Source organism: Delftia sp. UME58, from assembly GCF_014170385.1.
Lineage (GTDB): Bacteria > Pseudomonadota > Gammaproteobacteria > Burkholderiales > Burkholderiaceae_C > Comamonas > Comamonas acidovorans.
This window is the reverse complement of the sequence record NZ_LZZV01000086.1, coordinates 37316-59425: the sequence shown is the minus strand read 5'-3', so window position 1 is coordinate 59425 and position 22110 is coordinate 37316. Positions and strand designations below refer to the sequence as shown.

The following is a 22110-nucleotide window of genomic DNA, read 5'->3' as shown; positions in this document are numbered from 1 at the left end:
AAAAAGACATCAGTTCTTCTCATAATACTCAAAGAACCAACACGCCGATATCAACCATTGCCCAGAAAATCAACCGTGACATCCCGGCATCCATCACCCTCAGCCACGGAAACTCTAACCGATAAAAATTCCTTGTTATCGCAATTCATGCTTAACCCCGCCCCTGCTTGATGCAAAATTTCTGCAGAAGCCGCCTCACAGGATTTATCTTTAAAAATTGCTCCGTATTTATCAAAAATCCCGCTTGCCGGCACTCCACTTCCATAAGACACCGAGCTGAATGGGGCACCCGCACCATCACGGCCTTTCCACCGGTACTTGGGATCTCTGCATTCCGCCACGAGTTCAACAGCTCGAAGATGTGCGGGCGCTCCAACGCGTAAAGCAATCGAATATCGACCAACACCGCTCACATCAAAAGTAGACCAGACGAAACCCCAGAACAGTAAAAATGCAGCCACCAGGCCGAGCAAAACGAGACGTATCACCTTGATGGTTTTTCTGTCTTCCATTTCGCTCGTCCGTGGTGGCTGCATTGCACTGGTTACGAAGAGGCGGGCTGTCGACTTAACGCTTGAGCGCAACCTGCACGGTATCGGCCACGTTCTCGGCCGTGAAGCCGAAGTGCTTGAACAGCACGGGCGCGGGGGCCGATTCGCCGTAGGTGTCGATGCCGACGACGGCGGCGCAGCCGTACTTCCACCAGAAGTCGGTCACGCCCATTTCCACGGCGATGCGCGGCAGGTTGGCCGGCAGCACCTGGCTCTTGTACTTGGCGTCCTGCTTGTCGAAGGTGGTCGTGCTGGGCATGGAGACCACGCGCACGGCAATCTTGCGCTCGGCCAGCAGCTTCTGGGCGGCCAGTGCCAGCTGCACTTCGGAGCCGGTGGCGATGATCACGGCCTGGGCCTTCTTGTTCAGGCCGACGGCCTTGGGCTCGGACAGCACGTAGGCACCGCAGGCGATGTCGTCCAGCGCGTCTTCGGTCTTGGCCGCGTAGGCCAGGTTCTGGCGCGACAGCAGCAGGGCCGTGGGCTTGTTCTTCTGGCTCAGGGCCACGGTCCAGGCGACGGCGGTTTCCGTGGTATCTGCGGGACGCCAGACATCCAGGCCCGGGATCAGGCGCAGCGAGGCGGCGTGCTCGATGGACTGGTGGGTGGGGCCGTCTTCGCCCAGGCCGATGGAGTCGTGCGTGAAGACGTGGACCACGCGCTGCTTCATCAGCGCGGCCATGCGGATGGCGTTGCGGCTGTAGTCGCTGAAGGTCAGGAAGGTGCCTGCGTAGGGGATGTAGCCGCCATGCAGGGCGATGCCGTTCATGATGGCGGCCATGCCGAACTCGCGCACACCGTAGTTGATGTGGCGGCCGATCTTGCCGTCTTCGGTCAGGACCACGGCACCCTTGTCGTCCACGCGCAGCGAGGGCGTGCTCTTGGTGTTGGTCAGGTTGGAGCCGGTCAGGTCGGCCGAGCCGCCCAGCAGTTCGGGCAGGGCGGCGGTCAGGCCCTCCAGGGCCAGCTGGCTGGCCTTGCGGCTGGCCACGGTGGCGCCTGCGTCATGCGCGTCGGAGGCGATCTGCGCGGCGATCTCGCCGAAGTTGGCAGGCAGGTCGCCGGCCATGCGGCGCGTGAAGTCGGCAGCCAGTTCGGGGAAGGCCTTGGCGTAGGCGGCGAACTTCTTGTTCCAGGCCGCTTCGGCCTTGGCGCCGGCGGCCTTGGCATCCCAGTCGCCGTAGACGCTGGCGGGGATGTCGAAGGGGCCGTGCTCCCAGCCCAGGGCCGCGCGGGTCAGCGCGATTTCCTCGGCGCCCAGGGGCTCGCCGTGGGCCTTGGCCGTGTCCTGGCGGTTGGGCGAGCCCTTGCCGATGCTGGTCTTGCAGCAGATCAGCGTGGGCTTGGAGCTGTTCTTCTTGGCAGCGGCGATGGCGGCATCGAGGGCCTGGACGTTGTGGCCGTCCACGTCGCGCACCACGTTCCAGCCATAGGCCTCGAAGCGTGCGGGCGTGTTGTCGATGAACCAGGGGGCGACCTTGCCGTCGATGGAGATGCCGTTGTCGTCGTACAGCGCCACCAGCTTGCCCAGCTTCCAGGCGCCGGCCAGGGCCGCGGCCTCGTGGCTGATGCCTTCCATCAGGCAGCCGTCACCCAGGAACACGTAGGTGTGGTGGTCGACGATGGCGTGGCCGGGACGGTTGAATTCGGCAGCCAGCAGCTTTTCGGCCAGCGCGAAGCCCACGGCATTGGTGATGCCCTGGCCCAGCGGGCCGGTGGTGGTTTCCACGCCCGGGGTGATGCCCACTTCGGGGTGGCCGGCCGTCTTGCTGTGCAGCTGGCGGAAGTTCTTGAGTTCGTCGATCGGCAGCGCGTAGCCCGTGAGGTGCAACAGCGCGTAGATCAGCATGGAGCCGTGACCGTTGGACAAGATGAATCGGTCACGGTCAGCCCATTGCGGGTTGACGGGGTTGTGCTTGAGGTGACGGCTCCACAGTGCCACGGCCATATCGGCCATGCCCATGGGGGCGCCGGGGTGGCCGGAGTTGGCTTGTTGAACGGCATCCATTGCGAGTGCGCGGATCGCATTCGCCATTTGTTGAGTGTTGGCCATCAGGGCGCTCCGTGAAGGAGGGGGTAATCAGAGTAAGCCGACTATTTTAAAGGACGCGGGTTTTCGGCTCCCGCGCGCGGGGCAATGGCCGCTGGCAATGGTCTACAGTTGCCCTCCATGACCGCCCAGCCCATCCCGCCGTTCCCCGCCGCCAAGGCGATTTTCCTCACCGAGCAGCCGCCTGCCATGCTGCTGGCCGCAGGCCGTGGCGAGCGCATGCGGCCGCTGACCGACACCACCCCCAAGCCCCTGCTGCAGGTGCAGGGCCAGCCGCTGCTGCAGCACCACATGCAGGCGCTGGCACGGGCGGGCGTGCGCCGCGCGGTGGTCAACACGGGCTGGCTGGGCGCGCAGATTCCGGCGCGATTCGGCCCCCAATTCGTGCCTGACAACGGTGGCGAGCCGCTGCAACTGGCCTATTCGCCCGAGCCCGAGCAGGCGCTGGAGACCGCCGGCGGCATTGCGCGCGCGCTGCCGCTGCTGGACACGGTGTTCTGGCTGGCAGCTGGCGATGTGTATGCGCCGGACTTCGATTTTCCGTTCGAGGCCGCCCGGGAATTCGCGGCCAGCGGCCGCCTGGCCCATCTGTGGCTGGTGCCCAACCCCGAGCACCATCGGCGTGGCGACTTCGGCGTGGACGAACTGGGACTGGCCTGCGACTGGCCCGAGGGCGATGCCCGCCCGCGCCAGACCTACGGCACCATTGCGCTGCTGCGCGCCGAGCTGTTTGCCGCGCCCTGGTGCGACATCCCGCCCGGCAACCCCGAGGGATGGCGCGTGCCGCTGGTATTGCTGCTGCGCCGCGCCATGGCGGCCGGCCAGGTGGGGGCCAGCCTGTACACGGGCCGCTGGACCGACGTGGGCACGCCCGAGCGGCTGGAGCGCCTCAACGCGCCGGGCTGATGCACCGCGCGTCGGTGAGTGCGGCCTGGCGATCGGCAGCTGGGCGCCCTGCCCCCTGAGCCTGCAGGCAGCGGCGGGCGCTTCGTGATAGCGTCGCCGGTTCGGCGCAGCGGCGCGCCAGAAAGCCTTTCGATGAGTGTGATCCAGTATGTGATGTTCCTGGCCCTGGTGGGCCTGGCCACGTTTTGCCAGAACCTGACGGGCTTTGCCTTCGGGCTGATCTTCGTGGGCGTGGCCGGTGCCACGCACCTGATGGGCATTGGCGATGCGGCCAACGTGGCCTGCCTGCTGTCCGTGGTCAATGGCGTGGCCTACCTGCGCGCCCACCGCCAGGTGCCGCAGTGGACGCTGCTCAAGCCCATGCTGATCAGCAGCGTCATCGGCGTGATCGGCGGCGTGCTGCTGCTGCAGTGGCTCAGCGGCAATGCGCTGAGCGGGCTGCGCATGCTGCTGGGCCTGGCCATCGTGGCATGCGCGCTGTTGCTGTTGCTGCAAAAGCAGGTCAACGCGCAGGTGTCTGGGCCGGTGTCGCTGTGGGTGGCCGGTGTGGCATCGGGAGTGCTGGGCGGACTGTTTGCCACGCCGGGCCCGCCCATGGTCTACCACCTGTATCGCCAGCCGCTGGACCGCCTGGTGGTGCGCCAGTGCCTGTTTGCCATGTTCCTCACCTGCGCGCTGCTGCGCCTGGTGATGGTGGCCTGGGAGGGCGAGATCACCGCCAGCGTGCTGCTGGCGGCGGCCCTGGCCTTTCCCGTGGTGACGGTGGTGACCTGGCTGCACATGCGCCATCCGCCCGCCCTGCCCAAGCGGCTGGTGGAATGGATGGTCTGCCTGCTGCTGGTGCTGTCGGGCACCAGCCTGCTGGTGTCGGGCTGGAACGCCAGCCACCCCCAGCCCGTGGAGCCCGATGACGAGATGGCCATGGCCGTGCCCCAGCGGTCCCAGGCTGCGGCCCCGGCGCCGCGCTAAAAACAAAAAGCCCGCCGGGCGGACCGGCGGGCTTTTTTTTGAAGGGGAAGGAACCGATCAGTTCACGACCTGCTGCAGCGAACCGGCAGCGTACCTGGCGGCCATCTGCTCCAGCGTGTAGCCCTTGATCTTGGCGCCCTGGCCTTCGCAGCCGAACTCGATGTAGCGGGCCTTGCAGATCTGCTTGGCGGCTTCGCGGGCGGGCTTGAGCCATTCGCGGGCATCGAACTTCTCGGGGTTCTCGGCCAGGAACTTGCGCACGGCGCCGGTCATCGCCAGGCGGATGTCGGTGTCGATGTTGATCTTGCGCACGCCGTGCTTGATGGCTTCCTGGATTTCCTCGACGGGCACGCCGTAGGTTTCCTTCATGGCGCCGCCGTACTGGCGGATGATTTCCAGCAGTTCCTGGGGCACGGAGGAGGAGCCGTGCATGACCAGGTGGGTGTTGGGCAGGCGGGCGTGGATTTCCTTGACGCGCTGGATGGACAGGATGTCGCCCGTGGGCTTGCGCGTGAACTTGTAGGCGCCGTGGCTGGTGCCGATGGCAATGGCCAGCGCGTCCAGCTGCGTGGCCTTGACGAACTGGGCCGCTTCCTCGGGGTCGGTCAGCAGGGCCGAGTGGTCGAGCACGCCTTCGGCGCCCACGCCGTCTTCCTCGCCGGCCATGCCGGTTTCCAGCGAGCCCAGGCAGCCGAGTTCACCTTCGACGGTGGCGCCCAGCCTGTGGGCCATTTCCACGACCTTGCGGGTCACGTCCACGTTGTACTCGAAGGAGGAAGGCGTCTTGCCGTCTTCCATCAGCGAGCCGTCCATCATCACCGAGCCGAAGCCCAGGTTCAGCGCGCCCTGGCAGATGGCGGGCGAGGTGCCGTGGTCCTGGTGCATCACCAGGGGGATGTGGGGATACTGCTCGGCAGCGGCCTGGATCAGGTGCTTGATGAAGGGCTCGCCGGCGTACTTGCGGGCGCCTGCGCTGGCCTGCAGGATGACGGGCGCGCCCACTTCGTCGGCGGCCGACATCACGGCTTGCACCTGCTCCAGGTTGTTGACGTTGAAGGCGGGAAGACCGTAGCCGTTTTCGGCAGCGTGGTCCAGCAGTTCGCGCATCGAAACGAGAGGCATGTGTAGGGTCCGTATCAAGTTGTTGAGAGGGGGATGCCCCTGCCGCATGGCAGCCGCCGCTGCGTCATGGGTGCGCTGCGGGGCCACGGCCGGGGGATCGCGGCAGTAACCGCTTGGTAACTGGCGATTTTAACCAGCTGCCGCCAACCCTGTCCCGGGCATTCCCATGCGGTAGCAGGTCGTGAAGCCTTCGGGCGGCGCGGCCTCGCCAAAGCTTCCCTGGTGGGCACGCAGCACGCGCGCCACGATCTCGTGGCCCAGGTGCAGGCTGTCCACGGGCGCCGCAGCGCGCTCGGCGCCGTCGCGTCGGCCATCGTCGCAGACCTGCAGCCAAACCTCGCCATCCGGCCCCTGCCCGGCCTGGACTTCGATCTGCGTGCCGTGCGGCGTGTGCTTGAGGGCGTTTTCCACCAGATTGCGCAGCGCCAGCTCCAGCAGCACGGCATTGCCCATCACCCCCAGTGCGTCAGGCGCCTGCACGGACAGGCTGCAGTCGCGCTGCCAGGCCGCCTGCGCATGGGCGGCCACCACCTGCCGGGCCAGCGCGGCCAGGTCCACGGGCACGGGCGGCTCGGCCAGCATGGCGCGGCCTGCGCGAGCCAGTGCCAGCAGCTGGCTGAGCACATGGCCGGCATGCAGCGCGTCCCGGCCTATCTGCGCCAGCGCCTGGCGTTGGGCCGGGGCGTCCATGGCGCCGGCCGGCGCATCGCCCAGGGCCCGCGCCTGCAAGGCGATGGAGGCCAGCGGCGTGCGCAGTTCATGGGCCACTTCGTTGGCCAGGCTGCGCTCGCGCTCCAGCGCCTCCTGCTGGCGGTCCAGCAAGGTGTTGATGGAATTGACCACGGGCATGAATTCCCGCAGCGCGTGGCGGTGCGAGACGCGCTCGGCCTGGGCCAGGTCCAGGCGCTCCACCTCGCGCGAGAGTTCGTTGAGCGGCCGCATGCCCCGGCGAATCGCCAGCCCCAGCGCCAGCGCCACCACGGGCAGCAGCCACAGGCCGGGCTCGACCATCTGGCCCGCAATGTCGTCGGCCAGTTCGTCGCGCTCCTGCAGTTCGATCATCACGCTGACCTTGCGCGCACGGTCGCGGCTCCACTGGGTGAAGCTGCGCCAGGCGCGGCGCTCCGGGCCCAGGCGCAGGGTGGCAAAGCCCTGCTCGGTGTCGAAGGAGGGCTCGGGCGCATCTCCGGTGCGCGAGATCAGCCGGCCCGTGCCATCCCACAGGGCCACGCCCAGCGACTGCTGGTAGTCGTGGGCCATGAGGCCCGGCGGCTCGTGCACGGGCGTGGCCTCGCCGTGGTCCACGGCACCTTCCACATGCAGGTTGAGCACCAGCGCAGCGACGCCGGCCAGATGGCCGTCGGTGAGCTCGTCGGCCTCATGCACGCCGGTCTGGTAGCCCAGCGCCACGAAGCTGGCCCAGACGACGACCAGCGCGCCCAGCATCCAGGCCATCAGATGCCAGATCAGCGAGGGGCGGCGGTCCGGCGCGGTGCTCATGTGTTCTCCACGGGCATGAAGTAGCCCACGCCGCGCATGGTGACGATGCTGGCATTGCCCAGCTTCTTGCGCAGGTGGTGGATGTGGACTTCGACGGCATTGCTTTCCACGGCCGTGCCCCAGCTGTAGAGATGCTCTTCGATCTGCAGGCGCGAGAGCACGCGCCCGCGCGCCTGCAGCAGCACCCAGAGCACGGAGAACTCGCGCGGCGACATCTCCACCAGCCGGCCTTCGCGGCGCACGGTGCGCGCGGCCGGATCGACCTCCAGCTCGCCATGGCGGATCACGGGTGCCGCCTGCCCGCCTGCGCGGCGCAGCATGGCGCGCAGCCGCGCCTCCAGCTCGTCGATGTCGAAGGGCTTGACCAGGTAGTCGTCGGCACCCAGGTCCAGCCCGGCGATGCGCTCGCGCACCTGGTCGCGCGCGGTCAGGATGAGCACGGGCGTGTTGGGGTCCGGCAGGGCCTGGCTGTCGCCACCCGGGCGGCGCGGGCCGCGCAGACGGCGCAGGATTTCGCTGCCGTCGCCATCGGGCAGGCCCAGGTCCAGCAGCACGGCATCGAAGCGCTCCATCTCCAGCGCATGCCAGGCCTCGGCCACGGTGGTGCACACATCGACCGCGTAGCGGCGCTGTTGCAGATTGGCCTGCAGGCCTGCGGCAATGCCCGCGTTGTCTTCGACGACCAGTATTCGCATGCGCGCATTGTGCAATGACCGCTGCCGGCTGCGGCGCCAGACGATGGCCGCAGCCCGGGGCATGCGTTAAGACGGGTTTAAGCCGCGCTTCTCATGCTGCCGGCCATGCCGACACCTGAACCCCGAGATTTCTCCGCAGCCCCCGCGCAGGGCCCGTCCTTCAAACGCACCCTGCTGTGGACCCTGGCGGCCCTGGCCGTGGTCCTGGCCTGGGATGCCAGCGCCCTGGACCTGGCCATGGCCCGCTGGTTCGGCGACGCCGATGGCTTTGCGCTGCGTTCGGACTGGTTCTTCGTGAACGTCGCCCACGAAGGTGCACGCCGCCTGGCCTGGCTGGTGGTGCTGGGCCTGACGCTGTGCGTCTGGCGGCCCGTGGGCCCGCTGCGCCTGCTGCCCCATGGGCGGCGCGTGCAACTGGTGGCGGGCATCCTGCTGTCGCTGGCCCTGATCTCGCTACTCAAGTACACCAGCGCAACCAGCTGCCCCTGGGACCTGGCCGAGTTCGGCGGCGTGGCGCGCCATGTCTCGCACTGGTCGCTGGGCCTGGCCGATGGCGGGCCGGGCCGCTGCTTTCCCGCAGGCCATGCCTCGGCGGGCTTTGCCTTTGTGGCCGGCTATTTCGCGCTGCGCCGCCATGCACCGCGCGCAGCCTGGATCTGGCTGGCCGTTGCGCTGGCCGCAGGCCTGTCGATGGGCCTGGCCCAGCAGGTGCGCGGCGCCCATTTCATGAGCCACACGCTGTGGACCGGCTGGCTGTGCTGGACGGCGGGCTGGCTCCTCGACCTGGCGGTCACGCGCCTGCTGCAGGCCAGGGACGGCACACCTGACTCCCTGTGGCCCGCCGCCAGCCTGCCGCCTTCCACTCCCTGATCGAGCTTTGCCATGCTGCCCCTGGACCCCGTCCTGTTCACGCTGCTGAACGCCAATGCGCAAACGCCTGCCATCTCGATCGAGGCGGCGCGCGCCATATCCTCCTGGCTTCCCTCCCTGTGCGCCCTTCCCGTGATGGCCGGGCTGCTGCGCGGCTCGCCCGCCCTGCGCCGCACCCTGGTGCTGGCCCTGCTGTCCATGCTGGTGGCCTGGGCCGTGGCGCGGCTGATCCGCTGGGGCTTTCCGGCACCGCGTCCTGCCCAGCTGGGCATGGGCGTGCAATGGGTGGATCACGCGCTGCGGTCCAGCTTTCCGAGCATGCACGCCACGGGCGCCTTTGCCCTGGCCCAGGCTCTGACCCTGGGCTGCACGCGCCACCGCCGCTGGGTCATGGTGTCAGCCTGGTCGCTGGCCCTGGGCATGGCCTGGAGCCGCGTGCACCTGGGCGTGCACTTCCCGTCCGACGTTCTGGGCGGCGCCATCGTGGGCATCTGCAGCGCCACCCTGGTCTGGCATGCCGCGCTGTGGCGCCGCCTTGCCGTCATGCCTAACCTGCTGCCCTACAACGCACGAACCCACTCAGGCAGGCCCCAATAGACCATGGCGAAGGCATAGCGCACCGCACATAAAACTGGCGCTCCCCAAAACGAGGGACACCGAGCAAGGGCCGCCCCGCCGCGAGGGTGTCGTCCCCCCCGCGTAGCGAGAGGGGGAAGGCGCGAAGCGCCTCAGGGGGTTAGTTCACACGACATATCTTGAGCATGTTGGTGCCACCGGGCTGGCCCATGGGCTCGCCGCAGGTGATGGCGTAGACATCGCCGCTTTGCACGATGTTGCGCGCGCGCAGATGGCCTTCGGCCTGGTCCAGCGCGGTGTCGCGGTCGGCGCTGGTGTCCATGAGCAGGGGGCGCACGTTGCGGTACATGGCCATCTTGCGCTGCGTGGAGATCTTGGGCGTGAGCGCATAGATGGGGATGTGGATGCGGTGGCGGCTCATCCACAGCGCGGTGGAGCCGCTGTCCGTCATGGCGACGATGGCCTTGGCGCCCAGGTGGTGGGCGGTGAACAGCGCGCCGATGGCGATCGACTGGTCGATGCGCGAGAACTGGCGGCCGGTGAACTCGGCATCGCTGTCCGGGTCCTCGGCGGCTTCTGCGGCGGCGCAGATCTTGGCCATTTCCTGCACGGTCTCCAGCGGGTACTTGCCGGCGGCGGTCTCGGCGCTGAGCATGACGGCGTCCGTGCCGTCCAGCACGGCGTTGGCCACGTCGCTGACCTCGGCGCGCGTGGGCACGGGGTTGGTGATCATGCTCTCCATCATCTGCGTGGCGGTGATCACGAACTTATCCATGTCTCGCGCCATGCGGATCATCTTCTTTTGCAGCGCGGGCACGGCCGCGTTGCCCACTTCCACGGCCAGATCGCCACGCGCGACCATGATGCCGTCGGAGACATGCAGGATTTCCTCCAGGCGCGGAATGGCCTCGGCGCGCTCGATCTTGGCGATCAGGCCGGGCTTGTGGCCGTACTGGGCCGCCGCCACGTTGCACAGCTGGCGCGCCATTTCCATGTCGGTGGCGTTCTTGGGAAAGCTCACGGCCACGTAGTCGGCCTGAAAGCTCATGGCGGTCTTGATGTCCTCCATGTCCTTGGCCGTCAGCGCGGGCGCCGTCAGGCCGCCGCCCTGCTTGTTGATGCCCTTGTTGTTGGACAGCTCGCCACCCAGCTTGACGGTGGTGTGCACCTCGTCGCCGCGCACATGGTCCACGGTGAGCACGATCAGGCCGTCGTTGAGCAGCAGCACGTCGCCGGGCTTCACGTCGCGCGGCAGTTCCTTGTAGTCCAGGCCCACGCCGCCCAGGTCGCCGGGCTCGGTGCGCGATGCGTCGAGCACGAAGCGTGCGCCGGGCTCCAGCATCACCTTGCCTTCGGCGAACTTGCCGACGCGGATCTTGGGGCCCTGCAGGTCGGCCATGATGGCCACCTCGCGGCCTGCGCGCTGGGCCGCCTCGCGCACCATGGTGGCGCGGTCGATGTGATCCTGGGCCTTGCCGTGGCTGAAATTCAGGCGCACCACGTTGACGCCTTCGCGCACCATCTGTTCCAGCAGATGCGGGTCGCTGGAAGCGGGGCCCAGGGTGGCGACGATCTTGGTGGCACGGCTCACTTGCATGGAATGTCTCTCGCTCAGGGTTTGTAATCGGGTTTCAATTCTCACACGAATGCGGTTACATGAAGGGAACATTCCGGCCTGCGGCAAGGGGCTGAAAGCCAGGCCCCAGGCACCCCGCAGATCGTGCAGGCGCAGCATGCGGCCCATCGCAAAGCACCGTGGCGCCTGGCCTTTGCCGCTATCGGTTTTGATGCTGCAACGCAGCATCGCCGGTGCAGGCGCATCGCCATGCCTGTCGCCTGTGAAAGCAGTTTTGCCCGGGACGATCGCAATGCCCGCCGCCCTCGTGTCGAACCGGCGACAGCCTCGCGCCCATCCTGGCGTTTGAATGCCCTGCGCGCCTTGTTCGACAAACCAACGACAGGAGACAGACATGGGACATGCTCACGACCATGGACACACGCACGACGACGCCCCGCTGATGGAGGATCTGCTCAGGAACGCTCCCAGCAACTGGGGCCGCTGGGGGCCCGACGACGAGGTCGGGGCGCTGAACTTCCTCACGCCCGCCGAGGTGCTGCGCGGCGTGTCCCACATCCGCTCGGGCGAGACCTTCACGCTGCAGCGCCTGATCGGCGACCCGCGCGGCGATCCGGTCTGGCCCGGCCGCACACCGGCCGAGCGCACCATGGTGTTTGACGAGTCCAGCTGGGACGGCCCCGATGCGCCCCGGTTCCCAGGCGGCCTGCACTATGCCGATGACAAGCTGGACGCATTCCTGCAGGGATCGACCCAGTACGACGCGCTGGGCCATGTCTGGTACGGAGGGCGCATCTGGAATGGCTATGACGCGCGCACCACCATCGGCGGGCTGGACAAGGCCAGCGTGCAGGCGCTGGGCGCGCGCGGCATCGTGGGGCGCGGCGTGCTGCTGGACATGGCGCGCCACCGCGGCAAAGTGGCGCTGGAGCGTGCCGAGACCTTCACGCACGAAGACCTGATGGCCTGCGCCAAGGCCCAGGGACACACCATAGAAAAGCACGACATCCTGATCGTGCGCACCAATTTCCTGTCGGGCTTCTACGAAGACCCGGAGAACTTCTACACCGATTTCTGCGAGCCCGGCCTGACCTACTCGCCCGAACTGGTGGACTGGTTCCACGCGATGGAGATCCCCAACCTGGTCACCGACACCATCGCCAACGAAGTCACCATGGACCCCGTGCACGGCGTGGCCCTGCCGCTGCACTGCGCGCTGATGCGCAACCTGGGCGTGACGCTGACCGAGATCTGCGACCTGGAGGCCCTGGCCGACAGCTGCGCGCGCGACGGCCGCTACACCTTTCTGTACGTGGCCGCGCCGCTGAAGATCCACCGCGCCACGGGCTCGCCCGTCAATCCCGTGGTGATCAAATGAGCGCGGCCCCATCGCACGGCAGGCCCTGGCTGGGCCTTTACGCGCCGGGCCAGCCGGCCGAGATGCGGCCGCAGTTCAGCAGCATGCTCGACCTGTTCGAAGCCTCGCTGGCTGCGACACCCGGCTGCGCCATCGTGCGCTACTTCGACGGCGGGCTGAACCTGCGCGAACTCGACCAGGCCGCCAGCGCGCTGGCCCATGCGCTGCAGGCGCGGGGCTTTGCGGCCGGCGACCGGCTGGCCCTCTATACGCAGAACAATCCGGCCTTCGTCATCGGCCTGGTGGCGGCCTGGAAGCTGGGCGGTATCGCCGTGCCCGTCAATCCCATGAACCGGCAGCGCGAGCTGCACTACATCCTGCACAACGCAGGCGCCCAGGCCCTGCTGTGCCTGGACCAGCTGTACCTGGACGTGGCCCGCGAAGTGCATGCGGCCGGCGGCCTGCCGCTGGCCACCGTGGTCACCACATCGGCGCTGGACTGGCAGACGCGCAACGATGCGCGCGTGCTCGGCGACGGTCCGCGCCTGCCCGTGGCCGATGGCACGCTGGACCTGCTTGCGCTGGTGCAGGCCGGCGGCCAGCCCGCGCCGCTGGCGCGCCGGCCCACGGCGGGCGATACGGCCGTGATCACCTACACATCGGGCACCACGGGCCAGCCCAAGGGCGCCATGAACACGCATGGCAACCTGGCCTTCAACGCCCAGACCTACCGCGACTGGATCGGCATCACCGCGGACGACAGCGTGCTGGGCCTGGCGCCGCTGTTCCACATCACCGGCCTGGTCGGCCATGTGGCCCTGGCACTGCTGGTGCCCTGCCCGCTGGTGCTCAGCCACCGCTTCCATCCCGAGACCATGCTCGAATCCATGCGCGAGCACCGGCCCAGCTTCACCATCGGCGCCATCACCGCCTTCGTGGCGCTGCTGAACCACCCGGGCGTCTCGCGCGAGGATTTCCGCAGCTTCAAGGCCTTGTACTCGGGCGGCGCGCCCATTGCGCCGGCCGTGATCCAGGCCTTCGAGCAGCTGTCGGGCCTGGCCATACACAACGCCTTCGGCATGACCGAGACCTGCTCGCCCACGCACTTCGTGCCGCTGGGCGCGCGGGCGCCGGTGGACCCGGCATCGGGTGCGCTGTCCATAGGCGTGCCGGTCTATGGCACGGTGGTGCGCATCATCGACGACCAGCACCGCGAGGCCGCGCCAGGCGAGATCGGCGAGATCGTCTCGGCCGGCCCGCAGATCATGTCCGGCTACTGGAACCTGCCCGAGGCCACGGCCGCCGCCATGTTCGAGGGCGGGCTGCGCACGGGCGACGTGGGCTTCATGGACGAGCGCGGCTGGTTCTACCTGGTGGACCGCAAGAAGGACATGATCAACGCCGCCGGCTACAAGGTCTGGCCGCGCGAGGTCGAGGACGTGCTCTACACCCACCCCGCCGTGCGCGAGGCCGCCGTCATCGGCGTGCCAGACGACTACCGGGGCGAGACCGTCAAGGCCGTGGTCTCGCTGAAGGCGGGCCGGCAGGCCGCGCCCGAGGAACTCATCGCCCATTGCAAGGCGCACATGGCCGCCTACAAGGTGCCGCGCATCGTCGAGCTGCGCGAGGAACTTCCCAAGACCGTGACCGGAAAGATTCTGCGCAGGCAGCTGCGCTGAGTCCTCCTGCATCGCTCTGCAGAATCAGACGGGGCCGCATTGACCCGGCAGGCTGCCCCTCTCTAGCATCGCCTGTTCATATCTGCGGTCCGCCCGGTCCGCAGGCAGCAGCCAGAACATCCGGTGCCCCTTGGTTTCGCATGCTCAGCCAACCCATCCACCGCTTTGCCATGCGACCAGAGAATCCAACATGCTTGACCGGAGACATTTTGTTCTGAGCGCCCTCGCCTCCTCGGCGCTGACCGCCTGCAGCGGCGGCGGTGCGCCCGCCAACCGCTACCTGCAGACACCACTGCTCGCCAGCCATGCCGGCTACGGCGCGCGCTTCACGGAACCGGGCTTCGTCAACGGCTGGGGCATTGCCATCCGCCCGGCCGGCGCAGGCGGCCATTTCTGGATTGGCGGCGGTGGCACTTCCTGGCAATACCTGGGTGACGTCTCCCGCTCGTCCGATCCCAGCCTGCGCACCCTGCAACAGGACGGCCTTCGCAAGGTGGCCGTGCCCCGGTCGGACTCCCGGACCGACGACGGCAGCGCAGGCAAGGTCACTGGCGTGGTCTACCACGGCGCGCCCCTGGAATCCAACCTGTTCCGCGTACGTGGCCAGCCCGCAGGCGGGCGCCTGCTCGACGGCGCGGCGCGCTTTGTCTTCGTGACCGACAGCGGCAGCGTCAGTGCCTGGACCGAGCGCGACGCCGAGACGGGCGCCATCGTGCGCGTGGACGGCCCAGCCGTCGAGGTCTTCGATGGCACGGACCGGGGCATGGCCTTCTTCGGCGCGGCCCTGCATACGGGCCGCTGGGATCGCCTGTGGCTGGCTGATTTCGGCGACCAGCCACAGATCCGCACACTGGACGCACAGTGGCAGCTCACCTCCACCCAGGGCTTCGCCAACCCCTTCGCCAGCGGCCCTGCCGGCGCTGCCAGACCTGGCGATCCCGTGCCGTTCAATATCCAGGTCGTCAACGACGGCTCAAGAGACCGCGTCTTCGTGCTCTACGCCATGAGCCAGCCCGACCCCGAGGACGCCAGCGCCTTCTTCGCGGGTGAGGAGGATGCCATGGATGCAGAGCGCGAGGCCGCCACCGGCAACCGCCCCGCGCGCGGCAAGCTGGCCGAGTTCGACCTGGACGGCCGCCTGCAGCGGATCTATTCAGACGATGGCAGGCTCAACGCGCCCTGGGGCGTGGCCATCGCACCGCCCGACTTCGGGCCGCTATCGGGCCGGTTGCTGGTGGGCAACTTCGGCGGCGCAGGCCGCATCTGCGCCTTCGATCTGGACAACGGCAGCTACGTGGACGAGCTGCGCGATGGCCAGGATCGCCCGGTCGCCATACCCGGCCTCTGGGCGCTGCAGTTCGGCAACGGCGTGGCCCTGGGCGACAGCAACGCCCTGTACTTCGCGGCAGGCCCCGAGGATGAGACCGAAGGCTTGTTCGGCTCGCTGAGGTTTGGCTAGTGTCAAACCAGCCCGTGCGAGAGCAGGTAGGTGATCGCATGGGCCACCATGGCCGCCTCCAGGCCATAGCGCCAGAACAGAAAGCCGCCCACGGCGCCGTGGACGATCTCGAACAGCAGCAGCTGCAGCACCAGTGCATCCGACAGGCCGCCCCAGGTACCCCAGGCAAGCGCCAGCTGCAACAAGCCCCAGAGCAGGGCCGACAGCACCACCGACCACCAGCCCAGCATCCAGCCCGGGCGGCGGTCGGTGCGCCCGCTCAACCGCCACAGCAGCCACATCACCAGCGTCATGCCGCCCAGGCGCATCACCAGCTCGGCCGTGATGCCCGCGTACAGGATCTTGGCGCCCAGCGGCATGGCGTAGACGGGATCGATCAGGGTCAGGTCGTCGGGCCAGGCCAGGGCCAGGGTCACCAGCCAGGCCGCGCCGACCACGCCGCCGGCCAGCCCCGGCAGCGTGAGGTAGCGCACGGCGCGCTGGGGCGAACGCCCGGCCACCCAGGTGGTCAGCAGCGGTGCGGACAGGCCCAGCCTCGGCCCCAGCCACACTCCAATGCCCACGGGCAGGGCCAGCAGCGCGGCCATCACGCCAATGCCGGCGAGCGGCGTGGCCAGCGGCTGCACAGGCAGGCCCAGCAGGCGCATCCAGTCAGGCAGCACGAACCAGGCCATGGCCGCCACGCCGGGCAGGCCCAGCAGCCAGAGCACCGTGAAGATGCGCCAGCTCAGCCGTGGCAGCGCGGGCGGGGCATAGGCCGGTGGGGCGGGCATGAGGGTGGACACGGGGCCGGTGGTGGGCAGGCTGGCGTTGTCAGTCACGCATCAAGGCTTCTATCTCGTCGGGTTCCACGGGCACGCCGCGCGTGATCAGCTCGCAGCCCGTCTCGGTGACGATGGCATCGTCCTCGATGCGGATGCCGATGTTGTGGAACTGCTCGGGCACGCCGGCCGCAGGACGCACGTAGATGCCCGGCTCGATGGTGGTGCACATTCCCGGGCGCAGGATGCGGCTGGGGCGGTTGGTGATGGTCTCGCCCGACAGCGGGTCCTTGCGCTCGTGCGACTGGCCCAGCTCCGAGGGCTCCACATAGCTGCCGCAGTCGTGCACGTCCATGCCAAGCCAGTGGCCCGTGCGGTGCATGTAGAACTGGAAGAAGGCGCGCTGCTCGATCACGTCCTGGGCATTGCCATAGACCTTTCTGTCCAGCAGGCCCAGGTCCAGCATGCCCTGTGCCAGCACGGCCACGGTGGCGTCGTGCGGATCGTTGAAGCGCGCGCCGGCCCGCGTGGCCGCCACGGCGGCCTTCTGGCTGTCCAGCACCAGCTCGTAGAGCGCGCGCTGCGGGCCGGTGAAGCGGCCATCGGCGGGGAAGGTGCGCGTGATGTCGCTGGCGTAGCCGTCGAGCTCGCAGCCCGCGTCGATCAGCACCAGCTCGCCCGCATGCACGGGCGCCTTGTCGGCCTGGTAGTGCAGCACGCAGGCATTGGCGCCGGCCGCCACGATGGAGCCGTAGGCCACGTACTGCGAGCCCTGCTGGCGGAATTCATGCAGCAGTTCGGCGTCGAGGTGATACTCGCGCACCTCCTGGCCTGCGCGCAGCATCCGTGCCGAGCGCTGCATGGCGCGGATATGGGCCTGGGCGCTGATGGCGGCGGCGCGGCGCATGATGTCCTGCTCATGCGCGTCCTTGACCAGGCGCATCTCGTCGAGCAGCGTGCACAGGTCGCCCTGCTCGGCCGGGCACAGCGCGCCGAAGCGCACGCGCGCTCGCACCTGGCCCAGCCAGCCTTCCACGCGCACGGCCAGGCCTTCATGCGTGGCGAACGGATACCAGAGGCGGCCCCGGTTCTCCAGCAGGCGGGGCAGGCGCGTATCGATCTCGGCACTGGAGAACGCCTGGCTCACGCCCAGCGTGGCCACGGCGGCCTCGGGGCCCAGGCGGATGCCGTCCCAGATTTCACGCTCCAGGTCCTTGGGCTGGCAGAACAGCACGCTGGTGCCATCGGCGGCCAGCACCAGGCAGGCATTGGGCTCGGCAAAGCCGGTCAGGTAGTAGAAGTAGCTGTCGTGGCGGTACAGGTAGCCGGTGTCCCGGTTGCGCTGGCGCTCGGGAGCGGTGGGAATGATGGCGATGCCGCCAGCGCCCAACTGGGCGGCCAAGCGTGCGCGGCGTTGGGCGTAAACAGATGTCATACAGCTATCGTACTGCCGTCCGGGGTTCTCCACAGTCCCCTGAACAGGGGAACTTGGGGGTCAGGCAGCAGGTGTCAGGCTGGATTCAGTGCAGGCGCCGTCACTGCCCCAGGGCCCGCCGGTTCCAGGGCGCCTTCATCAGAACGCGCGCCAATCCGCAAAAGCCCGTGGCCCCGGCCACGATCAGGCCGCAGCCCACGAAGGCCGACAGCAGGTGCCACCACGGGGACACCGTGGCGCCGAGCACGGCGCCCAGCAGCGCCAGCCCGCCCGCGCCCAGTTGCACCTGGCGCTGCAGCTCCAGCGGCTGGCGGCTGTCGCGCAGCACGGGCAGGCCTTGTGCCTTCCAGGCGTCCAGGCCGCCGTCGAGCACATGGCCGGCACAGCCGGGCGGCAAGGCCGCCGCCAGGGCCTGGGCGTTGAGGCGCGTGCGGTGGCCGGAGCGGCAGTGAAAGACCACGGCGGCGGGCGCGCCGGCCAGGGCTCCCGCCGCCAGGCGGTCCATGGGCATGCTGCGGGCGCCGCCTATGCGTTCGCGTGCATGTTCGTCCGGCGCGCGGATGTCGATGAGCCAGGCACCCTGCTCCTGCATCTGGCGGGCGGCTTGGGAGGAAACGGAGGAAAGGGACATGGATCAGCTCCTTGGGAACAGAGGATTTCAGGCGCAGAAGATGCTCTTGAGCGTGGCCACCAGCTTTTGCACATCGGGATTGGCGATGCGGTAGTACAGCGTCTGCGACTCGCGGCGGTAGGCGACCAGACCCTCTTCGCGCATGCGGGCCAGGTGCTGGGACAGGGCCGACTGGCTCAGCGGGATCTGCTGCAGCAATTCGCCCACGGACAGCTCGCCATGCTCGATCAGCAGGCACAGCACCAGCAGGCGGTTTTCGTTGCCCACGGCGCGCAGCAGCGCGGCGGCACGTGCAGCGCCCTGCTGCAAAAAGGCCTGTTCGGGAGAGAGCGTCGGTCCGGTCATGGTTGATCAAGAACAATCTAATTTAGCAAATTCTAATATAATTGCCGGCAGGCTGCACATGAGCCATCGAACCAGGAGTGCCTTCATGACATCACCGCTGCGCATTGCACCGTTCTTCGACGCCAACACCCACACCGTGACCTACCTGGCCTGGGATGCGGACACGGCCGAGGCCGCCGTCATCGACCCCGTGCTCGACTACGACCACGCCAGCGGCCAGGCCCACACCGGCTCGGCCGATGCCGTGCTGGACGCCGCGCAGGCCCAGGGCCTGCGAGTGCGCTGGATCCTCGAAACCCATGCCCATGCCGATCACCTCAGCGCAGCCCCTTACCTGCGCGAGCGCACGGGCGCCCCGATTGCCGTGGGCGAGCACATCCGCGAGGTGCAGCGCATCTTCCGCCCCGTCTTCAACCTGCCCGCGCCCGGCGGCGACCAGCCCTTCGACCGGCTGCTGGCCGACGGCGACAGCCTGCCGCTGGGCGGGTTGCGCATCGAGGTGCTGCACACGCCCGGCCATACGCCGGCCTGCGTGTCCTACCGCATCGCGGATGCGGTCTTCGTGGGCGATACGCTGTTCATGCCCGACTACGGCACGGCGCGCGCCGACTTCCCCGGCGGCGACGCGGGCACGCTGTTCCGCTCCATCCAGCGCCTGCTGGCCCTGCCGCCCGCAACGCGATTGTTCATGTGCCATGACTACAAGGCGCCGGGCCGCGACCGCCATGCCTGGGAAACCACGGTGGACGCGCAACGCGCCGGCAATGTGCATGTGCACACGGGCGTGGACGAGGCCAGCTTCGTGGCCATGCGCAACCGGCGAGACGCCACGCTGTCCGCGCCCGCCCTGCTGCTGCCCGCCATCCAGGTCAACATGCACGCAGGCCATTGGCCCGCGGCCGAGGCCAATGGCGTGCACTACCTCAAAATCCCGCTGCGCATGAAGCACCGGCCCCGGGCGGCGGAAGCGAAGCAGGCGTAGAGTCATTCGCTCCGCCTCCCCCGCGCCTCTTGCGGCAACTTCCAGGACAAAGGACTTTCCATGATCCACAGCGCCCACGCCACCAGCACGGACACCCCCTATCGCGTCACGCTTGGCGACCCCCAAGGCCACCGCTGGCATGTGGACGAGCCTGCGGACAAGGGCGGCGGCGACACGGCGCCCGACCCCCTGCAGCTGCTGCTGTCGGCCCTGGGCGCCTGCACCACGGTCACGCTGCAGATGTACGCGGCGCGCAAGCAGTGGAAGCTGGAGCAGGTGGACGTGCAACTGCGCCTGAACCCCGAAGGCACGCCGGCCAGCGGCAACCTGATCGAACGCCAGATCACGCTGCAAGGCGAGCTGGACGACGAGCAGCGCCAGCGCCTGCTGCAGGTGGCCGAGGCCTGCCCCGTGCACAAGCTGCTGGCCGGCGAGGTACGCATCCAGACCGCGCTGCAGCTGCCGGCCTGAGCGGGGGCCGGGCCACCATGCAAAAAGCCCTGCAGCTGTCAGGCCGCAGGGCTTTTGGGAGTGGATGGGGACATGGCCGGCGTCAGGCTTGGCTGACCTCGATCTCCCCGGTATCGACATAGAGCTCGAACTCGCGCTTGGCCAGCGACACGGTGATCGGCTGCTCGTCCTGGGTCCAGGACAGCACATAGCTCCCGATGGCCGTGGCCACCTGCACACGGGTGCCGCGCGGAATGTCTTCCAGGGGGCCGTCGCCTACCCGGTGCTGCACATTGCCGGTGACCGTGGCTTCGAACTTCTCGGGGAATCGCTGCACTTCCACGGCGCTCTGGACCGCCTCTTCAGCGGCTTCGGCTTGCGTCTGTACGGATGTATTCATGGCGTTTTCTCCTGTAAGAGTGAGGCCGGCGCCCGCCAAAATGGCGGGCGCCGGTCCGTTCCTCGAATGTAAACAATGTTCCTGAGAATGCGCTGTCAGCGAACAGGCCCAATCGATGCGAGCCGCGTTTGCCTGCTGCGCCGCGCTGCACGACACTGGTGGCTTCCCCCACGAAACAGGCCGATCCGACCATGTCCGACACGTCCCAGCCCCAGCCCCAGACCCAACCCCAGCACCTGCCCACCCGCACCGCCGATGTGGGCGGCATTCCCATCCAGCGCGCCATTCCCCAGCGCGCCCTGCGCAAGGTCGGCGCCTGGTGCTTTCTCGACCACGCCGGTCCTGCCGACCCCGCGCCACCGGGCATGCAGGTCGGCCCGCATCCGCACATCGGCCTGCAGACCTTCACCTGGATGATCCGCGGCGAAGTGCTGCACCGCGACAGCCTGGGCCACACCCAGATCATCCGCCCCGGCCAGGTCAACCTGATGACGGCCGGCCACGGCATCGCCCACTCCGAGGAAAGCCAGACCCCTTCTCACATCCACGCCGCGCAGCTGTGGATTGCGCTGCCCGAGTCGCACCGCAACGGTCCGCCTCGCTTCCAGCACTACCCCGAGCTGCCCAGGACCACGGTGGGCGACTTCACGGCCACGGTGCTGGCCGGCGAGGCGCTGGGCCTGACGTCGCCGGCCGAGGTGCACACGCCCCTGATGAGCGTGGACCTGCATGCGGACAGCGCAGGCAATGGCAATGCCGTCGCCACGCTGCCGCTGCGCGCCGATTTCGAGCATGCCGTGCTCAGCCTGGAAGGCAGCGTAAGCGTGAATGGCCAGCCCCTGCCGGTGGAGGAACTGCTCTACCTGCCCATGGGCACGGCCTCGGTCGACATCGAGACCACGCCCGGCAGCCGCCTGCTGGTCATTGGCGGCGAGCCCATGGATGAAGCCATCTTGCTGTGGTGGAACTTCGTGGCCCGCACCAGCGAAGAGATCGCCGAGGCCCGCGCGCAATGGGAAGCGGAGGCCGGTCAGGATGCGCAGGCCCTGCCCGCAGGTGCGGCGCGCCGCTTCGGGCCGCCGCTGGCATCGCCCCTGAAGCCGCTGCATGCGCCTTCGCTGGACGGCGTGGTGCTGCGCGCCTCGCGCTGAACACGCCTGCTGCGGCTCTCGCCCTGCAACTATGGCCCTGCCCAACCAAAAGGCGCCCCGAATGGGGCGCCTTGCCGTTTGTGTTGCGGGAATTTCGAGCGTCAGGCCGGGCTGGCCGCATCCACCTCGGTGCCGTCTTCCACGCCGCGAACGCTCTCGCGGCCGTTCTTGTCCTTGAGCTTGCCCAGGTCGGTCTCCACGGCCCGCTTCAGCTTTTCAATGGCCGCGTTGAAGGCATCCTTGACCTTTTCAGCCTCGGCGTTTACGGCGATCGGCGGGCGGCCATTGGCCCGGGTCTCCAGAACGCAGCGCTTGCCGGGAGCGCCGGAGGTCTTGAGCGCATCGACGCCGGTGAGGAAAACCTCCACGCGTACCACGTAGTCCTTGAATCTCGCCAGCTTGGCGTTGATCTCTTCCTGCGCCCATTGCGCCAAGGACTCGCCACCCTGGATCGAATCGTCGGCATGAACCTGAACTTGCATGCATATCCTCCTAGTCGCCAAAAGCCGCACCACCGGCGCGGCGGGGTTGTCGGGGCCATGGATGAACTGGCGAATCCATCGTAACGCCATGCGGGCTGCCTGCACAGCAAGTCGCACCCTGCGTCGTCAGGTTTTTCGCGCTGCAGCATCCGCAGCCCCAACC

22 protein-coding genes are annotated in these 22110 nt (G+C 68.3%); 10 read left to right on the top strand and 12 right to left on the bottom strand.

Annotation, left to right across the window (positions count from 1 at the left end):
• Positions 1–50: 50 nt before the first annotated feature.
• Positions 51–512, bottom strand: coding sequence for a hypothetical protein (locus tag A9976_RS21170; protein WP_183020644.1), 462 nt, complete (start codon positions 510–512; stop codon positions 51–53).
• Between the two features lie 55 nt (positions 513–567).
• On the bottom strand, positions 568–2604 hold the full coding sequence (gene tkt / locus A9976_RS21165) for a transketolase (RefSeq protein ID WP_183020643.1): 2037 nt from the start codon (positions 2602–2604) through the stop codon (positions 568–570).
• Positions 2605–2721: 117 nt separating this feature from the next.
• On the opposite strand from tkt, the gene A9976_RS21160 reads away from it, so the two are divergent.
• Both A9976_RS21160 and A9976_RS21155 read left to right on the top strand, forming a co-directional pair.
• Entirely contained in the window at positions 2722–3507 is a 786-nt protein-coding gene (locus A9976_RS21160; RefSeq protein ID WP_183020642.1) for a nucleotidyltransferase family protein, read from the top strand.
• A gap of 132 nt (positions 3508–3639) precedes the next feature.
• Positions 3640–4476: a sulfite exporter TauE/SafE family protein gene (locus A9976_RS21155; RefSeq protein ID WP_183020641.1), complete on the top strand. Its 837-nt coding sequence runs from the start codon at positions 3640–3642 to the stop codon at positions 4474–4476.
• A 57-nt stretch (positions 4477–4533) separates the two neighbouring features.
• Here the strand turns inward: A9976_RS21155 and fba are convergent, their stop codons facing one another.
• The 3 genes from fba to A9976_RS21140 all read right to left on the bottom strand — a co-directional run bounded on the left by fba (position 4534) and on the right by A9976_RS21140 (position 7793).
• Entirely contained in the window at positions 4534–5598 is a 1065-nt protein-coding gene (gene fba, locus A9976_RS21150; protein ID WP_183020640.1) for a class II fructose-bisphosphate aldolase, read from the bottom strand.
• Between the two features lie 129 nt (positions 5599–5727).
• Entirely contained in the window at positions 5728–7098 is a 1371-nt protein-coding gene (locus tag A9976_RS21145; RefSeq protein WP_183020639.1) for a sensor histidine kinase, read from the bottom strand.
• The gene (locus tag A9976_RS21140) at positions 7095–7793 is read right to left on the bottom strand and encodes a response regulator transcription factor (RefSeq protein ID WP_183020638.1); all 699 of its coding nucleotides are present in this window, start codon (positions 7791–7793) and stop codon (positions 7095–7097) included. The genes A9976_RS21145 and A9976_RS21140 overlap by 4 nt, the downstream gene beginning before the upstream one ends.
• A 93-nt stretch (positions 7794–7886) precedes the next feature.
• Between A9976_RS21140 and A9976_RS21135 the strand changes: the two genes are divergently transcribed.
• Positions 7887–8663 (top strand): phosphatase PAP2 family protein, encoded by a 777-nt coding sequence (locus A9976_RS21135; protein ID WP_183020637.1) that lies wholly within the window; start codon positions 7887–7889, stop codon positions 8661–8663.
• A 12-nt stretch (positions 8664–8675) separates the two neighbouring features.
• Positions 8676–9260, top strand: coding sequence for a phosphatase PAP2 family protein (locus A9976_RS21130; protein WP_183020636.1), 585 nt, complete (start codon positions 8676–8678; stop codon positions 9258–9260).
• Positions 9261–9399: 139 nt separating this feature from the next.
• On the opposite strand, the gene pyk is transcribed toward A9976_RS21130, so the two are convergent.
• Positions 9400–10836, bottom strand: coding sequence for a pyruvate kinase (pyk, locus tag A9976_RS21125; protein ID WP_183020635.1), 1437 nt, complete (start codon positions 10834–10836; stop codon positions 9400–9402).
• A 373-nt stretch (positions 10837–11209) separates the two neighbouring features.
• Here pyk and A9976_RS21120 point away from each other — a divergent pair, with 373 nt between their 5' ends.
• The 3 genes from A9976_RS21120 (at position 11210) to A9976_RS21110 (ending at position 15310) form a co-directional block, all read left to right on the top strand.
• Positions 11210–12193, top strand: a complete 984-nt coding sequence (locus A9976_RS21120; protein WP_183020634.1) for a cyclase family protein — start codon at positions 11210–11212, stop codon at positions 12191–12193.
• A complete protein-coding gene (locus tag A9976_RS21115) occupies positions 12190–13851 on the top strand; it encodes an AMP-binding protein (RefSeq protein ID WP_183020633.1) in 1662 nt (553 codons plus the stop codon). The genes A9976_RS21120 and A9976_RS21115 overlap by 4 nt, the downstream gene beginning before the upstream one ends.
• Positions 13852–14041: 190 nt before the next feature.
• Positions 14042–15310, top strand: a complete 1269-nt coding sequence (locus A9976_RS21110) for a TIGR03118 family protein (RefSeq protein ID WP_183020632.1) — start codon at positions 14042–14044, stop codon at positions 15308–15310.
• 2 nt (positions 15311–15312) lie between these two features.
• Here A9976_RS21110 and A9976_RS21105 read toward each other — a convergent pair whose 3' ends face one another.
• From A9976_RS21105 to A9976_RS21090, 4 genes are all read right to left on the bottom strand, one after another.
• Positions 15313–16131 (bottom strand): abortive infection protein, encoded by an 819-nt coding sequence (locus A9976_RS21105; RefSeq protein ID WP_183020631.1) that lies wholly within the window; start codon positions 16129–16131, stop codon positions 15313–15315.
• Positions 16124–17506 carry an aminopeptidase P N-terminal domain-containing protein gene (locus A9976_RS21100; protein ID WP_012202857.1) on the bottom strand — a complete coding sequence of 461 codons (1383 nt, stop codon included), beginning with the start codon at positions 17504–17506 and terminating at the stop codon, positions 16124–16126. The genes A9976_RS21105 and A9976_RS21100 overlap by 8 nt, the downstream gene beginning before the upstream one ends.
• Positions 17507–17606: 100 nt before the next feature.
• Positions 17607–18137, bottom strand: coding sequence for a rhodanese family protein (locus A9976_RS21095; protein ID WP_043825412.1), 531 nt, complete (start codon positions 18135–18137; stop codon positions 17607–17609).
• A gap of 27 nt (positions 18138–18164) precedes the next feature.
• Complete coding sequence (locus tag A9976_RS21090) at positions 18165–18482, bottom strand: helix-turn-helix transcriptional regulator (RefSeq protein ID WP_183020630.1); 318 nt, start codon at positions 18480–18482, stop codon at positions 18165–18167.
• An 85-nt stretch (positions 18483–18567) separates the two neighbouring features.
• Here A9976_RS21090 and A9976_RS21085 point away from each other — a divergent pair, with 85 nt between their 5' ends.
• Positions 18568–19464 (top strand): MBL fold metallo-hydrolase, encoded by an 897-nt coding sequence (locus A9976_RS21085; RefSeq protein WP_183020629.1) that lies wholly within the window; start codon positions 18568–18570, stop codon positions 19462–19464.
• Between the two features lie 60 nt (positions 19465–19524).
• Positions 19525–19935, top strand: a complete 411-nt coding sequence (locus A9976_RS21080; protein ID WP_183020628.1) for an OsmC family protein — start codon at positions 19525–19527, stop codon at positions 19933–19935.
• An 82-nt stretch (positions 19936–20017) separates the two neighbouring features.
• Here the strand turns inward: A9976_RS21080 and A9976_RS21075 are convergent, their stop codons facing one another.
• Positions 20018–20314: a hypothetical protein gene (locus A9976_RS21075; protein ID WP_012202852.1), complete on the bottom strand. Its 297-nt coding sequence runs from the start codon at positions 20312–20314 to the stop codon at positions 20018–20020.
• A 191-nt stretch (positions 20315–20505) separates the two neighbouring features.
• On the opposite strand from A9976_RS21075, the gene A9976_RS21070 reads away from it, so the two are divergent.
• Positions 20506–21465 carry a pirin family protein gene (locus A9976_RS21070; RefSeq protein ID WP_183020627.1) on the top strand — a complete coding sequence of 320 codons (960 nt, stop codon included), beginning with the start codon at positions 20506–20508 and terminating at the stop codon, positions 21463–21465.
• Positions 21466–21566: 101 nt separating this feature from the next.
• Here the strand turns inward: A9976_RS21070 and A9976_RS21065 are convergent, their stop codons facing one another.
• Positions 21567–21947 carry an HPF/RaiA family ribosome-associated protein gene (locus tag A9976_RS21065; protein ID WP_012202850.1) on the bottom strand — a complete coding sequence of 127 codons (381 nt, stop codon included), beginning with the start codon at positions 21945–21947 and terminating at the stop codon, positions 21567–21569.
• Positions 21948–22110: the final 163 nt, after the last annotated feature.

Excerpts from the sequence above, each read along its gene's own strand:
- A9976_RS21170 (WP_183020644.1), bottom strand. The coding sequence starts at position 512 with ATGGAAGACAGAAAAACCATCAAGGTGATACGTCTCGTTTTGCTCGGC.
- tkt (WP_183020643.1), bottom strand. The coding sequence starts at position 2,604 with ATGGCCAACACTCAACAAATGGCGAATGCGATCCGCGCACTCGCAATG.
- A9976_RS21160 (WP_183020642.1), top strand. The coding sequence starts at position 2,722 with ATGACCGCCCAGCCCATCCCGCCGTTCCCCGCCGCCAAGGCGATTTTC.
- A9976_RS21155 (WP_183020641.1), top strand. The coding sequence starts at position 3,640 with ATGAGTGTGATCCAGTATGTGATGTTCCTGGCCCTGGTGGGCCTGGCC.
- fba (WP_183020640.1), bottom strand. The coding sequence starts at position 5,598 with ATGCCTCTCGTTTCGATGCGCGAACTGCTGGACCACGCTGCCGAAAAC.
- A9976_RS21145 (WP_183020639.1), bottom strand. The coding sequence starts at position 7,098 with ATGAGCACCGCGCCGGACCGCCGCCCCTCGCTGATCTGGCATCTGATG.
- A9976_RS21140 (WP_183020638.1), bottom strand. The coding sequence starts at position 7,793 with ATGCGAATACTGGTCGTCGAAGACAACGCGGGCATTGCCGCAGGCCTG.
- A9976_RS21135 (WP_183020637.1), top strand. The coding sequence starts at position 7,887 with ATGCTGCCGGCCATGCCGACACCTGAACCCCGAGATTTCTCCGCAGCC.
- A9976_RS21130 (WP_183020636.1), top strand. The coding sequence starts at position 8,676 with ATGCTGCCCCTGGACCCCGTCCTGTTCACGCTGCTGAACGCCAATGCG.
- pyk (WP_183020635.1), bottom strand. The coding sequence starts at position 10,836 with ATGCAAGTGAGCCGTGCCACCAAGATCGTCGCCACCCTGGGCCCCGCT.
- A9976_RS21120 (WP_183020634.1), top strand. The coding sequence starts at position 11,210 with ATGGGACATGCTCACGACCATGGACACACGCACGACGACGCCCCGCTG.
- A9976_RS21115 (WP_183020633.1), top strand. The coding sequence starts at position 12,190 with ATGAGCGCGGCCCCATCGCACGGCAGGCCCTGGCTGGGCCTTTACGCG.
- A9976_RS21110 (WP_183020632.1), top strand. The coding sequence starts at position 14,042 with ATGCTTGACCGGAGACATTTTGTTCTGAGCGCCCTCGCCTCCTCGGCG.
- A9976_RS21100 (WP_012202857.1), bottom strand. The coding sequence starts at position 17,506 with ATGACATCTGTTTACGCCCAACGCCGCGCACGCTTGGCCGCCCAGTTG.
- A9976_RS21095 (WP_043825412.1), bottom strand. The coding sequence starts at position 18,137 with ATGTCCCTTTCCTCCGTTTCCTCCCAAGCCGCCCGCCAGATGCAGGAG.
- A9976_RS21090 (WP_183020630.1), bottom strand. The coding sequence starts at position 18,482 with ATGACCGGACCGACGCTCTCTCCCGAACAGGCCTTTTTGCAGCAGGGC.
- A9976_RS21085 (WP_183020629.1), top strand. The coding sequence starts at position 18,568 with ATGACATCACCGCTGCGCATTGCACCGTTCTTCGACGCCAACACCCAC.
- A9976_RS21080 (WP_183020628.1), top strand. The coding sequence starts at position 19,525 with ATGATCCACAGCGCCCACGCCACCAGCACGGACACCCCCTATCGCGTC.
- A9976_RS21075 (WP_012202852.1), bottom strand. The coding sequence starts at position 20,314 with ATGAATACATCCGTACAGACGCAAGCCGAAGCCGCTGAAGAGGCGGTC.
- A9976_RS21070 (WP_183020627.1), top strand. The coding sequence starts at position 20,506 with ATGTCCGACACGTCCCAGCCCCAGCCCCAGACCCAACCCCAGCACCTG.
- A9976_RS21065 (WP_012202850.1), bottom strand. The coding sequence starts at position 21,947 with ATGCAAGTTCAGGTTCATGCCGACGATTCGATCCAGGGTGGCGAGTCC.